Consider the following 14235-nt stretch of genomic DNA (forward strand, 5'->3'; position numbering starts at 1 on the left):
ACTAGCTTAGTTGAAGCTTGTCCATCAACAATACTGCTTGCGTGCGGGTATTGATTTCTAGCTTACGTAGAATTGCGCTAATGTGCGCTTTAATCGTCGCTTCAGTTACATTCATTTCATGGGCTATTTGCTTGTTCATTAAGCCAGCACGAAGGAATGACAATACTTGAATTTGTTTAGGCGTTAGCTCTCTGAAACGTTGAAGCAACAACTTCAATTCGTCGTCTACTTTCTCAAGTTCGTCTTCCATACCTTCAGGAAGCCATTTTTTACCCGCTATGATATCAACAATAGCTTGCGCCATTTCACGTGTTGCTGACACTTTAGGGATAAAGCCTTGAGCGCCTAAGCTCATTACCTGCGCAACCACTTCTACCGTGTCGCTACCCGACACTACGCCGATAGGTATATTAGGGTATTGCTCACGCAACGAAATGATGCCATTAAAATATTCACCGCCTGGCATGTTTAAGTCGAGTAAGACCAACTCAATGCCGTCGTATTCATTTAAAACGGCCAGCGCAGCATCAAGGCTTCCGGCTTCAAGAATCTGCGCGTTTTCAAAATAAGGTTCTAACGCTCCGCTGAGTGCTTCACGAAACAATGGGTGATCGTCTGCTACTAGAATTCTTGTCATTAGCGTTATTACTTCCTTTAGTTCTTATATCCCTAGGTTAATACTTTCGATTTAATTCTAAAAGCCCTATTCGTTAAAAATCACCGCTTTATTTGATTTTTTTACTGTTTTCCATTGGCATTTAAATTTGTGAGGGTAAAATTGCCGACCAAATTCCCGTTAGCTGAGTACATTTTGTGCAAAAACACGACAGACTTTATGCCAACCCTCTTAAAAAGGTAGCAGATTTTTCATTCGATGAGTCAGTAGTTGACGTTTTTCCCGATATGATCCAACGCTCAGTACCGGGTTATGAAACAATTGTTCATACCATAGGTGAATTGGCCAAAACAAAAGTACAACCAAATACGAAGGTGTATGACCTAGGTTGCTCCTTGGGTGCAGCAAGTTTTTCTGTTGCTCGCGCTACACAAGATGTGCCCTGTGAAATAATTGGTATTGATAGTTCCGATGCCATGGTTGACCGTTGTCGACGCATGGTTCAAGCCTTCAATTTGCCAAACCCAATTTCCATCATTCAGCAAAACGCCCAAGATACCCAAATAGAAAACGCCTCTATGGTAGTAATGAATTTCACTTTACAATTCATTCCGCCTGCCGATAGAGAAGCCCTACTGAAACAAATTTACGATGGTTTGAATGAAGGTGGTGTTTTGATTCTTTCAGAAAAAATTAAGCACCCTACCATTGCTGGCAATGAACTACTGATAGATTTGCACCATCAATTTAAACGAGACAACGGCTACAGCGAATTAGAAGTAAGCCAAAAACGCGCGGCCATCGAGAAAGTTATGCTTACCGATACCTTCAGCGAACACGAAACCCGTCTGAAGTCTGTTGGCTTTAAAGATGTGGTGATGTGGTTTAAGTGCTTTAACTTTACGTCGCTGGTGGCAATAAAGTAGCGGGCACAGCGGTTAAAGAAGTAGTAATACCTCCTGAACATTTATAATTAGCATCCCAAATACCGTGAGCTAGAACCAAAAGCACCGAGATGCACAATTAAGAACACCGAGAATAATATGACGAAACCAGAATCAGCGTGGTTTAACGACTGCTATAAATCTATTTTAGATACGCCTTTAGCGCATTGGCTACAAACCCTGCCTGCGCAAATGAATGAATGGCAAAAGAGTCAGAAACACGGTGAATTCGATAAGTGGTGTCGTCTACTTGCAAAAATTCCAACCACGACACCTTCGTCCACCACCCTTGTTGATGAAGTTCGAATTGGTAAAGCGGATGATATAGACCAATATACCCAGAAGAAGATATTAGGGTTGCTGCAACAGTTTATGCCTTGGCGAAAAGGCCCTTTCCATATACACGACATTCACGTTAATACCGAATGGCGTTCAGATTGGAAATGGGACAGGGTTGCCCCGCATATATCTCCACTTAAAAACAGAACCGTGCTCGATGTGGGCTGTGGTAGTGGTTATCATATGTGGCGTATGTTAGGACGCGACGCGTCTCGGGTAGTTGGTATCGACCCTACACAGCTGTTTCTCATTCAATTTCAAGCTATCAAACACTTTATTCCTGACAATCGCATTCATTTCTTGCCGCTAGGTATAGAAGAGATGCAGCCGTTAAATGCATTTGATACCGTTTTTTCTATGGGCGTACTGTATCACCGTAAAGATCCCATCCAGTTTCTTACCCAACTGAAGCATCAACTAAGAAAAGGCGGTGAATTGGTATTAGAAACCTTGGTGGTTGATGGTGACGCGCAGACTGTTTTAATGGCGGGCGAACGCTATGCTCAAATGCGCAATGTGTGGTTTTTACCCAGCACAGACGCATTAACAGTGTGGCTAGAGCGACTCGGGTTTGAAAATATTCGCGTTGTCGATAAAAACTTCACCACCTTAGATGAGCAACGTGCCACAGAGTGGATTGAAGGTCAGTCATTGAAAGATTTTCTCGACCCTGAAGATATTACTCGCACCATTGAGGGGTATCCTGCACCACAACGAGCCGTGATTGTTGCGGATCGTAAATAAGTTCAACCCTATGTAATGCAACCGAGATGTTGGCATAAATGTTGTAACCTATAATCCCCATGATGTACGTATTCTGCATTTAATAGGGTTGCAACATGGACATACATGGGTTTTTAAAGACACATCAGCTACCAAGTACGTATGCAGACACTGCACAGAAATGGTTCATCCCATTATGCGAGCGGCTACTTAAGCACCAAGAGAGTGCAAAGAATTCAAACAACGTTCCATTGGTGGTCGGAATTAATGGCTGCCAAGGTTCGGGAAAATCTACGCTTACCGATTTTATTAGCGCGTATTTAACCAGCATTTACGCCAAAAAAGTGGTTTGCCTTTCTATTGATGACTTTTACTTAGACAAATCTCAGCGAAACGCGCTGTCGATTAAGGTTCACCCTCTCTTAGCAACCCGAGGTGTACCCGGTACGCACAATATGCCTCTTGCGCTTAACACCTTTAAGCAGCTTAAAAGGAACGGTCAAGTTGCCCTTCCCCGTTTCAATAAAGCCATAGACGACCCCTTCCCTGTTAATCAATGGCCTGTGGTGTCGGCGCCACCAGATATCATTATTTTAGAAGGATGGTGCGTTGCGGTAACACCACAAAGCGCTTCTGATATTAAACAACCTATAAATAGTTTAGAAGAAAACCAAGATCCCCTTGGTATTTGGCGTTCATTTGTTAATACTGAATTATCAAATGAATATCAAAGCTTGTTTGATCAAATCGATTATCGGGTTATGTTAAAAGCTCCCTCGTTTGACTGTGTCTACCGCTGGCGGTTAGAGCAAGAACATAAACTTGCTGTAACTACGCAGGGTGCATCTACAGGGGTAATGTCCGATGAACAAGTGGCGCAATTTATTCAGAATTACCAACGACTCACCGAGCATGCACTAAAAACATTGCCAATAAAGTGTGACACTGTGTATTCGCTAGATGAAACAAGAACTATAACCGGCGAGGAAGTAAAATAATGACAAGAACGCTAGTTTTCACCGATATGGACGGCACGCTGTTAGACCACCATACCTACTCATTCGAGGCGGCGAAACCTGCTTTAACAGCGTTAGAGTCACGAGATATACCGGTTATTCCAACCACCAGTAAAACCTTTGCTGAGCTACAACCTCTACGAGAGCAAATTGGCCTTACTGGACCATTTATTATTGAAAATGGCGCGGCGATATTCATTCCACATGGTTTTTTCAAAAAGAAACCTAGTGGAACCGTATGGGTGGATGGTTACTGGTGTAAATCGTTCATCTCCAATAAAAATTACTGGATCAAACTGCTGGATAAAATCAAAGCGGATTTTGAAGGTGAGTTCAAACAGTTTTCACAAATGAGTTTAGAAGAAATTCAAAGCAGTACCGGCTTAGATGAAGCATCCGCAGCCCTAGCAGCTAAACGTCAATTTGGTGAACCAGTACTTTGGACAGGTTCTGATGAAAACAAACAAAAGTTTATAGCGGCAGTAAAAGAGCGTGGCGCCTATCCTCTAGAGGGCGGACGATTTATCCATGTATCTGGCAATTGCGACAAAGGCCAAGCCCTTAAATGGCTAGCGGCTGAATACCAAAGACAACATGAGAGTCATGTTAAAACTATTGCCCTCGGCGATGGTAAAAACGATATTGCTATGCTTGAAGCAGCGCATATCGCTATACGAATTTTATCTCCGGTAAATCCTCCGCCTTCCGTTAAAAAAGACGAGGTTTATACCAGCACGTTACTTGGCCCCGAAGGCTGGAACGAAATGCTAACTCAATTGCTTTCCCTATAATCAGGAGGACACATGGCTGATTTTTATCAAAATGGTGTGGTTACAACTTTACATAATTTGTCTCGTAGACCAACAGAGGAACTAGAAGCCGAATTACTCCGCTTTTCTCAGAAACGTCCGATGGCGCTTATCTTGCCGTCCCTTTTCTCGGAACTTGAAGGTGAGGCGTTGCCTCATATTGTTAATGAACTGACAGATGTTCCGTATTTATCCGAAATCGTAATAGGACTAGATCGCGCCGATAAAGCGCAATATCAACATGCACTTAAATTTTTCGACAAACTTCCTCAGCACCACCGTGTATTGTGGAACGACGGACCTCGTTTAAAGGCGTTGGATGAAGAACTTCAGTCTAAAGGACTTGCGCCAAAAGAACTTGGTAAAGGCCGTAATGTTTGGTATTGCATGGGCTATGTGTTGGCATCAAATCGTGCCGAATCTGTCGCGCTTCACGATTGTGATATCGTTACCTACAATAAAGATTTGTTAGCTAAACTAATTTACCCGGTGGCAAACCCGAACTTTAACTATGAGTTCTGTAAGGGTTACTACGCCCGCGTGGCTAACGGCAAAATTAATGGTCGAGTTTCACGCTTACTCGTTACGCCGTTATTACGTGCACTCAAGCGTATTATGGGTGATAACGAATATCTCGAGTTTATGGACAGTTTCCGCTATCCATTAGCCGGTGAATTTTCATTCCGCCGCGACGTACTAAATGACATTCGCATTCCTAGCGACTGGGGTTTAGAAATTGGTGTCTTGTCTGAAATGCACCGCAACTATTCGCACAACCGTCTTTGCCAAGCCGACATTTGTGATATTTACGATCATAAACACCAAGACCTATCATTAAATGACGATCAAGGTGGCTTATCTAAAATGTCTATCGACATTACTAAAGCCATTTTTAGAAAGTTGGCTACCCAAGGTTATACCTTTAGTAACGAGATGTTCCGCTCTATTAAAGCCACCTATTTCAGAATTGCACTAGACTTTATTGAGACCTATCACAACGACGCAGTCATGAATGGTCTTACTCTTGATATTCACAGTGAAGAGAAAGCAGTTGAAATGTTCGCCAGTAATATCATGAAAGCTGGTCAGAACTTCTTGGAAAACCCAATGGAAACCCCTTTCATTCCAAGTTGGAACCGAGTCACCAGCGCTGTGCCTGATATTCTTGAGCGCTTGCTGGAGGCCGTTGAAGCTGACACCGCAGAATTTATGGAGTAATAGACAATGACATGGCAAGTACTCCATGACAAAGTAAAGCACCATCTAGAATATATCTATGCTGACGTGCCCCTTGAGCATTCATTAGAAAGCTTAACCATGTCTTTAATGGAAACCATGGGCATTAAGCCTGATGATGATATTGCGCTTCCTCCATCTCATTCCAATTATTGGGATGAGGAAGACATTGTCATGATCACCTATGGTGATAGCGTTATTGATGGTGACGAGCGTCCGCTCGTTACCCTCAATCGCTTTTTAAACCGATATAGCAAGAACACCATTAACAACGTGCATATTCTGCCTTTCTTTCCATACAGTTCAGACGATGGCTTTTCGGTTATCGACTATTCAAGTGTGAATGAAGCATTGGGGAGTTGGGATGATATAGAAGCCATTGCGAAAGACTATGGGTTAATGACTGATTTGGTGATTAACCACTGTTCTGCGCGTAGTGTATGGTTCGATAATTTCATTAAAGGTGAAGGCCCGGGTTCAGATTTTTTCTTTACTGGAGATCCCGCTGACGATTTGTCTATCGTTACCCGACCACGGGTTTCGCCGCTATTGCGTGAAACAGAAACCAAAGATGGAACTAAACATGTTTGGTGTACTTTCAGTCACGACCAAGTTGATTTTGATTTCAGGAACCCTAAGGTACTTCTTACGTTCATTGATATCATTCGTTTGTATATCGATAAGGGTGCAAAAATATTCCGTTTAGACGCCGTGGCGTTTTTGTGGAAAATTGTTGGCACTAACTGCATTAACCTCCCTCAAACTCATGAGGTTATTAGGTTAATTCGCACGCTGATTGAACATGTCGACCCGTCTATTATTATCATTACTGAAACCAATATTCCCAATAGGGAAAACTTGACCTATTTTGGTAATGCCAATGAAGCCCATGCTATTTATAACTTTTCATTGCCGCCACTATTGGTAAACACCTTGGTGACGGGTAATTGTAAGTACTTAAAGAGTTGGATGATGAGCATGCCACCTGCGCAAAACGGTACGGCATACTTCAACTTTATTGCTTCCCACGATGGTATTGGGCTTCGCCCTGCCGAAGGGTTGCTAGACGATGAAGAAATTTCAGAACTTGTGCATACCATGCAAAACTTTGGTGGCAAGATTTCGTGGCGTGCATCTGATCATGGGCAGCAAAAGCCTTATGAAATAAACATCACATTATTTGATGCGTTACAGGGAACGACAAAAGGCCCTGATAAATGGCAGATAGACAGATTCATCTGTGCGCATGCCATTATGCTGGGAATGGAAGGCATTCCAGGCATTTATATTCATAGTTTATTAGGTACGTCTAACGACTATGAAAAAGTGGCTAATACAGGGCAAAACCGTTCAATTAACCGCAGACGTTGGGATTTCAAAGAGCTCGAAGCTTTGCTTGATTCGCCCTACTCTCAGCACCACAAAGTGCTGACGCGATTGTCTCAGTTAATTCGAATTCGTAAAGCTCAGCCAGCATTCCACCCGAATGCCACACAATTCACGTTGCAGCTTAACGAAAGTATTTTCGGTTATTGGCGACAAAGCTTAGACAGAAAGCAAAGTATCTTCTGTATTAGTAATGTGTCGGATGAAGAGCAAACTATTCTATTATCTGATATCAACCTAATTGGTACCGATAACTGGATAGATCTTGTGACTCGTCAACAAATTTCCTTGTCGGATGCCTTTTTGCAATTGAAACCCTATCAAGTGCTTTGGATAAGCAACCAAGACTTTGAGTAACCTCACATTCTTGAGCTCTCCATTGACCTCTTCCAAACGGCGCTTATAGCGCCGTTTTTGTTATAATTTCCTTTTCGTCACTGCCTAATACATTGGTTTATTCACTCATTTAGGTGATAATCCCCCCCCTCAAATTAGGGAGTGGTTTTCATGTCTTCAAAATGGTTATCGTTAGAACACGCATTAGAAAAAGCAATTGATGCAACGAGCATCTTGGGTGAATCTGAAGCCATTGAGTTAAGCCACGCCCTAGGTAGAATTACCGCTTCTGAAGTTCATGCTTCTTTATCTGTGCCCCCCTGGGATAACTCGGCAATGGATGGCTTTGCTATTAATACAGCTGATTGTCGACCAGACACGCTTATGCCTATTCAGGGCACCATTACCGCCGGCATGGCCGCAGACGAACCTTTAAAACCCGGTCACGCGATTAAAATAATGACAGGCGCACCTGTCCCTCCAGGCGCCGATGCCGTAGTGATGGTTGAAAATACGTTCACTGAAGGCAATAAGGTAAGCATTAATAAGCGACCGTCTTGTGGTGAAAATATTCGCACCAAAGAAGCGGATATTAAAGTCGGACAGTCACTGGTAACTCAAGGTATTCGATTACAGCCGCAGCACCTTATGTTGCTATCTTCACAAGGCCTAACCACGGTAGACGTAGTGAAACAAGTTAGAGTGGGTGTTGTCGCCACAGGCTCTGAACTGGCTCAACCTGGCGAACCCTGCTTACCTACACAGATATATGAATCTAATCGTATTGGTGTGAGCGCCCTACTCTCAGAATTGGGCGTTGAGATTATCGACTTCGGCATAGTAAAAGACGATGAGAAGTCGCTCACCGCTCTATTTAAAGAAGCAAGCGAACGGGTAGATGTGATGGTAAGTAGTGGTGGCGTCTCTGTTGGCGACGCCGATTATGTGAAAGGCGTAATAGACACTTTAGGTAGTATCGACTTTTGGAAAGTGGCAATTAAACCGGGTAAACCTTTTGCCTTAGGCCATATTGGCAATACCTTGTTTTGTGGTTTGCCTGGTAACCCTGTTTCTGCCTTTGTAACCGCTAAACTTCTTGTTACCCCGTTAATCAGAAAAATGCAGGGTGAACAGCAAGTTCGTAAGCCGCTAACCGTTAATGCCACGGTAACCTGCGATATTAAACGTCGTGCTGGCCGGCGGGATTTTCAGCGCGCCACGATAACCTACGATGAAAACTTCAACCTTCTGGTAACGCCGTTTCGCACACAAAGTTCTGGTGTGATGACGTCTATTACCGCAGCAAATTGTTTAATGATAATTCACGAAGACATCAGTCATGTTGAAAAAGGCACAACCCTGCCTGTTATTCCTTTTGATTTACTTTCACCTGAATCGGATCTGTAACCTTGAAGAACAAACGTTATCTACTTGAAGGTAGAGATATTATAAAGCTGGCTTGGCCACTATTAATTGCGCAAATTACCCAAATGCTAATGGGCGTGAGCGATACCATTATGGCTGGCCGTTATAGTGCGACTGATATGGCTGCGGTGGCGCTTGGTTTTAGTATTACCGTACCTTTGTTGTGTTTTATACAAGGTATTGCGCTAGCTTTACCGCCCATTATTTCAAGGCTTCAAGGTACAAAAGACATCACCGGCATTGCCAATGCCAGTCAACAAGCAGGCTACTTAGTGTGTTTCGTTGGTATCGTGGTGGCCGCACTTATTCCTTTTGCCGGTAACATTGTATCGATATTCCCAATGGCAGATGAACTTCATACCATCACTGTGGACTATGTAATTTATGTACTGTGTGCTATGCCGGGTTTTGCGCTTTATCAGTGGCTAAGAAATTACTGTGAAGGGCTAGGTAAAACCAAGCCTACCATGTTAATTACCGTGATTGGTTTAATGGCCAATATAATAGGTAACTACCTTTTCATTTACGGCGTGGGCCCTATTCCTGCCTTTGGTGGCGCGGGTTGTGGTGTTGCAACGGCCATCGTTATTTACACCATGCTAATTGCAACCTTCATTTATGTGCGCTTTAGCCCAGCACTAAAAAAGTACAAACTATTCGATACGTACTATAAGCCGTCTTTGGTTGCCATAAAGCGTACTTTTAAGCTTGGCCTTCCCATCGCCATGACATTATTGTTCGAGGTGACCTTATTTGCGGTGGTGGCACTATTACTGGCGCCGTTTGGCCCCACGACTGTTGCCGCCCACCAAGTTGCCCTTAATTTCTCGGCACTCATGTTTATGATACCAATGAGTATTGGTATGGCAGCGTCTATTAGAATTGGTTATCGGATTGGGCAAAATAACAGACGCCAAGCTAAAATTGCCGCTCAGTGCTCAATTATTATTGGGTTTATTACCGCTGCCTGTACGGCTACTTTCACGTTAACCGCAAAGGCATTCATTATTGGGCTTTATACCAGCGATGATGCGGTTTACCAAATGGCGAATGCCCTACTGATTTATGCGGCTATTTTTCAGCTTTCTGACGCTATTCAAGTAATATCAGCCAATGCGCTTCGTGGTTACAAAGATACTACCGCCATGTTTATCATTACGTTTGTGTCTTACTGGTTAATTGGTTTACCCACCGGCGTAATTTTAGGACGTACTAATTGGATCACGGCAGAACCAATGTCTGCTGGCGGCTTCTGGATTGGTTTTATTGTGGGGTTAAGTGCTGCGGCAGTCATGCTAGGTGCAAGACTTTATTATATTCAACGGCCAAACTACCGATTCGCCACGTAATTTAATTGATGTCATGCCTATCGGTTATGCCTCGTTGCTCCGATAGGCTTTCCAATCACTGGGCGCATCAATATCAAATGCAGACTCGGGGTGATTGACACCAATCGCCCGCCCTTTGTCTTTCCAGTCTTCTATTACTTTCTTTGCGCCCTTGCCCCCCCTTAGCGCAAGTAAGCTGTCAAATGCCGCATTGGGGAATATAGCGGGCACTGTCGCTTTTACTTTCACTTGCTCTTCAAAGCCGCGGTTATGCCACTGACTGTAAATGATGTGATTGGGGTTTGATGGAATTTCGTTAAGCAATGCTTGCAGTGTAGCGGTGGTAACACTGGCTAAGTCTGCTAAGTGTACAAACACATGGGTGTACTCATTGTCAGTTACCTGATTGGCATTCTTTGCCTGTATGAGGTTATTTTCCTGCATGAGAGCCTGCAGACCACAACGAATACTTGAAGCAATGCCTTCACGCCACAATGGGTTGTAACACACCTTAGTACTATTGCTATCTTGAACCGCGTTTGCCGAAATCACATCGACAACATCGCTGTGCCAACGCCCAGTAACAACATAAGTACCGGCAAGATTAAGCCCGTGTAACTGCTGCAAAGCGTATTGAATTAACGGCAACCCACTATAATGCGGGGAAAGTAACTTGTTACTGCCGTAACGCCTACTTTCCCCACCCGCCAACAGTATGCTTGCGACTTTACTCATTCTGTCTAACCCACTGGCTAATAACGACGATTAATGTAAACAGGGACTAAGGTAACCAACGCTAACGTGAACGGCTAAGCTCTTTTATAGCCTGTGTTAAGCCTTCAAGCGTTAACCCATACATTCTGTCTTCCACAATGTCTTTGATTATTGAAATAGACGAATAATAAGGCCAATAATTATCAGCTTGGGGGTTTAACCATACCGCTTTATTAAAGTGGTTCAGTATACGCCCCAGCCACGCACTACCCGGCTCTTCGTTCCAGTGTTCAACGCTTCCTCCAGGATAGGTAATTTCATAAGGCCCCATGGTGGCATCGCCAACAAAGATGACCTTATAGTCTTTACCATAGCGATGAATGATATCGTGAACCGATACCCGCTCTTTTTCGCGTCGCAGGTTATCTTTCCAAACCTCTTCATACACGCAGTTATGAAAATAGAAATACTCGAGGTATTTAAACTCACTCTGCACTGCAGAGAAAAGTTCTTGCGTGGTTTTAACGTGAGGATCCATAGAGCCACCCACGTCAAAAAACATTAAAACCTTAACCGCGTTGTGACGCTCTGGCGACATGTGTATATCTAGCATACCGCCTTTTTTGGCCGTTTCACCAATGGTGGTGGCTACATCTAGTTCTTCACTGGCACCGGTTCTGGCGAACTTACGTAATTTACGCAAGGCGACTTTAATGTTTCGTGTCCCTAGCTCAACGTCGGCAGATAAGTTTTTAAACTCGCGCTTATCCCATACTTTTACCGCAGAGTTACGACGGTTGCCTTTTTGCCCAATACGAATACCTTCAGGGTTGTCGCCATAAGCGCCAAAGGGAGATGTTCCACCCGTACCCACCCACTTGTTACCACCTTGATGTCGCTTTTCTTGTTCTTCAAGGCGCTTTTTAAGGGTATCCATTAAAGCTTCTAAGCCGCCAGACTGCCGTAGCGCTTCACGCTCTTCTGCACTCAGGGTTTTCTCGATTTGTTTACGTAACCATTCTTCGGGGATATCTTTACCGAATAAATCGATAGATTCTACCCCCTCAAAATAATCGGCAAATGCTCTGTCGAATTTATCGTATTGAGACTCATCCTTCACCATGATGGTTCGAGACAAACTATAGAAGCCTTCCAAATCTGCATAAACAATATGCTTTTCCAAGGCGTGGAGTAAATCAAGTAGCTCTCGCAAGCTCACTTTTACTTGATATTTTCTCAGCGTGAAAAAGAATTGAATAAGCATTAGCGGCGCGCCATAAATACCAATTTTTCAAACAAGTGAATGTCTTGTTCGTTTTTAAGTAATGCACCATAAAGCGGTGGAATGGCAGCTTTACCGTCTTTAGATTGCAACGCTTCAGGTGGAATGTCTTCGGCCACCAGCAGTTTCAACCAATCGATAAGCTCTGACGTAGACGGCTTTTTCTTAAGCCCTGGTACATCACGAATCTCAAAGAAGGCTTTCAATGCTTCATCAAGCAGCTTTTTCTTCAAATCGGGGAAATGCACATCAACGATTTGCTGCATTTCTTCAGGCGTAGGAAATTGAATGTAATGGAAGAAGCAACGGCGTAGGAAGGCGTCTGGAAGCTCTTTTTCATTATTTGACGTGATAATAACAATAGGACGCTCTTTGGCCACCACGCGCTCTTGAGTCTCGTAGACAAAAAACTCCATCTTATCGAGTTCAAGCAACAAGTCGTTTGGAAACTCAATATCTGCCTTGTCTATTTCATCAATTAGTAAGATAGGACGGTTGCCCGCTTCAAAAGCCTGCCACAGTTTCCCTTTAACAATGTAATTGCCAATATCGTGAACACGGTCGTCACCCAGCTGTGAATCACGAAGGCGGGATACTGCATCGTATTCGTACAAGCCTTGTTGTGCCTTCGTGGTAGATTTGATGTGCCACTGAATTAAATCGGTTCCAAGACTGGCGGCTAGTTCTTCTGCCAACATGGTTTTACCCGTGCCTGGCTCACCCTTAATGAGCAGTGGACGCTCTAGCTTAATGGCGGCATTCACGGCCAATTGCAAATCTTTTGTAGCAATGTAATTCGACGTTCCACTAAAAGCCATTCTGGTTTTACCTCTTTCGTTCTGATTCGTCATGTAAAATAACAATAACATATAGCGAAAAAGCACTTTGCATTTTCACGTTTGGGACCAATGATATAGGGGTATGACGAAATCCCCAAATTCAGGCTATGAATTATTAACTATTATAAAGGTCGTACCGAACACGACTGCTGGGATTTCCTAACTAGGTAAGGATTAATAATGCAAGTATTTGACGACAACTCTCTTTCTATTGGCCGCACGCCTCTAGTTAAATTAAACCGCGTTACTTCTGGTAACGTTTACGCAAAGGTTGAGTCTCGTAACCCTAGCTTCAGCGTTAAGTGTCGTATTGGCGCCAATATGATTTGGGATGCAGAAAAACGTGGCGTGCTTACCCAAGGTAAGGAAATCGTAGAGCCTACCAGTGGTAACACAGGTATTGCCCTTGCGTTCGTTGCTGCTTCACGTGGTTACAAACTTACCCTAACCATGCCTAGCAGCATGAGTTTAGAGCGTAGAAAACTATTAAAGGCCCTTGGTGCAAGCTTAGTATTAACTGAAGCACCTAAAGGCATGAAAGGTGCAGTTGCCGCCGCACAAGAGATTGTGGCTTCTGATCCTGAAAAGTACGTTTTACTTCAGCAGTTCGATAACCCTGCTAACCCTGCTATCCATGAAAAGACCACAGGTCCTGAAATTTGGAATGACACCGACGGTAAAGTGGATGCATTCGTAGCAGGTGTAGGTACAGGCGGAACCATTACTGGTGTAAGCCGTTACCTTAAAAACACGCAAGGTAAAGCTATTACCTCTATTGCTGTAGAGCCTACTGACTCGCCCGTTATTACCCAAGCGATGAACGGTGAAGAACTCACACCAGGGCCACACAAAATTCAAGGTATTGGTGCAGGCTTCATTCCAGGTAACTTGGACTTAAGCTTGATTGACGAAGTTGAGCAAGTCACCAACGATGAATGTATGGAAATGGCTCACCGCTTGATGACCGAAGAAGGTATTCTTGCGGGTATTTCTTCTGGTGCAGCAGTGGTAGCAGCAAAACGTTTTGCTGAGCGTCCAGAGAATAAAGACAAAATTGTTGTTGTACTGCTAGCCAGTGGTACCGAGCGCTACCTAAGTAGCCCATTATTTGCGGGCGCATTTGGTGACCAAGAAGAAACACAATAATCACTTTTATTAACCCGTTATACGGTTAGAGTGTAAATAACAAAACGAGGCTTCGGCCTCGTTTTTTGTTTTTAGATACTCTATAAAGGCATACCA

13 protein-coding genes are annotated in these 14235 nt (G+C 43.6%); 9 read left to right on the plus strand and 4 right to left on the minus strand.

Annotated elements, in window-relative coordinates; translation table 11 throughout:
- Position 1: 1 nt before the first annotated feature.
- Positions 2–637, minus strand: coding sequence for a response regulator transcription factor (locus tag FLAVO9R_RS08845; protein ID WP_159530566.1), 636 nt, complete (start codon positions 635–637; stop codon positions 2–4).
- A gap of 176 nt (positions 638–813) precedes the next feature.
- Between FLAVO9R_RS08845 and cmoA the strand changes: the two genes are divergently transcribed.
- From cmoA to FLAVO9R_RS08885, 8 genes are all read left to right on the plus strand, one after another.
- Positions 814–1542 (plus strand): carboxy-S-adenosyl-L-methionine synthase CmoA, encoded by a 729-nt coding sequence (gene cmoA / locus FLAVO9R_RS08850; protein ID WP_159530568.1) that lies wholly within the window; start codon positions 814–816, stop codon positions 1540–1542.
- Between the two features lie 117 nt (positions 1543–1659).
- Entirely contained in the window at positions 1660–2643 is a 984-nt protein-coding gene (gene cmoB, locus FLAVO9R_RS08855; RefSeq protein WP_159530570.1) for a tRNA 5-methoxyuridine(34)/uridine 5-oxyacetic acid(34) synthase CmoB, read from the plus strand.
- A gap of 95 nt (positions 2644–2738) precedes the next feature.
- Positions 2739–3620: a kinase gene (locus tag FLAVO9R_RS08860; RefSeq protein ID WP_159530572.1), complete on the plus strand. Its 882-nt coding sequence runs from the start codon at positions 2739–2741 to the stop codon at positions 3618–3620.
- Complete coding sequence (locus tag FLAVO9R_RS08865; protein WP_159530574.1) at positions 3620–4429, plus strand: HAD-IIB family hydrolase; 810 nt, start codon at positions 3620–3622, stop codon at positions 4427–4429. The genes FLAVO9R_RS08860 and FLAVO9R_RS08865 overlap by 1 nt, the downstream gene beginning before the upstream one ends.
- Before the next feature lie 12 nt (positions 4430–4441).
- Positions 4442–5665, plus strand: coding sequence for a glycosyl transferase (locus FLAVO9R_RS08870; RefSeq protein WP_159530576.1), 1224 nt, complete (start codon positions 4442–4444; stop codon positions 5663–5665).
- A 6-nt stretch (positions 5666–5671) separates the two neighbouring features.
- On the plus strand, positions 5672–7426 hold the full coding sequence (locus FLAVO9R_RS08875; RefSeq protein ID WP_159530578.1) for a sugar phosphorylase: 1755 nt from the start codon (positions 5672–5674) through the stop codon (positions 7424–7426).
- A 150-nt stretch (positions 7427–7576) separates the two neighbouring features.
- Complete coding sequence (gene moeA / locus FLAVO9R_RS08880; RefSeq protein WP_159530580.1) at positions 7577–8812, plus strand: molybdopterin molybdotransferase MoeA; 1236 nt, start codon at positions 7577–7579, stop codon at positions 8810–8812.
- A gap of 2 nt (positions 8813–8814) precedes the next feature.
- On the plus strand, positions 8815–10179 hold the full coding sequence (locus FLAVO9R_RS08885) for an MATE family efflux transporter (RefSeq protein ID WP_159530582.1): 1365 nt from the start codon (positions 8815–8817) through the stop codon (positions 10177–10179).
- 24 nt (positions 10180–10203) lie between these two features.
- Here the strand turns inward: FLAVO9R_RS08885 and FLAVO9R_RS08890 are convergent, their stop codons facing one another.
- The 3 genes from FLAVO9R_RS08890 to FLAVO9R_RS08900 all read right to left on the minus strand — a co-directional run bounded on the left by FLAVO9R_RS08890 (position 10204) and on the right by FLAVO9R_RS08900 (position 12972).
- On the minus strand, positions 10204–10893 hold the full coding sequence (locus tag FLAVO9R_RS08890; RefSeq protein ID WP_159530584.1) for a nucleotidyltransferase family protein: 690 nt from the start codon (positions 10891–10893) through the stop codon (positions 10204–10206).
- A gap of 61 nt (positions 10894–10954) precedes the next feature.
- On the minus strand, positions 10955–12136 hold the full coding sequence (locus FLAVO9R_RS08895; RefSeq protein ID WP_159530586.1) for a vWA domain-containing protein: 1182 nt from the start codon (positions 12134–12136) through the stop codon (positions 10955–10957).
- Positions 12136–12972: an AAA family ATPase gene (locus FLAVO9R_RS08900; protein ID WP_159530588.1), complete on the minus strand. Its 837-nt coding sequence runs from the start codon at positions 12970–12972 to the stop codon at positions 12136–12138. Before FLAVO9R_RS08900 ends, FLAVO9R_RS08895 begins: the two co-directional genes overlap by 1 nt.
- 201 nt (positions 12973–13173) lie before the next feature.
- Here FLAVO9R_RS08900 and cysK point away from each other — a divergent pair, with 201 nt between their 5' ends.
- Entirely contained in the window at positions 13174–14139 is a 966-nt protein-coding gene (gene cysK / locus FLAVO9R_RS08905; RefSeq protein ID WP_013784262.1) for a cysteine synthase A, read from the plus strand.
- Positions 14140–14235: the final 96 nt, after the last annotated feature.

This window comes from Alteromonas sp. 38 (assembly GCF_902506055.1).
GTDB classification, from domain to species: Bacteria; Pseudomonadota; Gammaproteobacteria; order Enterobacterales; family Alteromonadaceae; genus Alteromonas; species Alteromonas lipotrueae.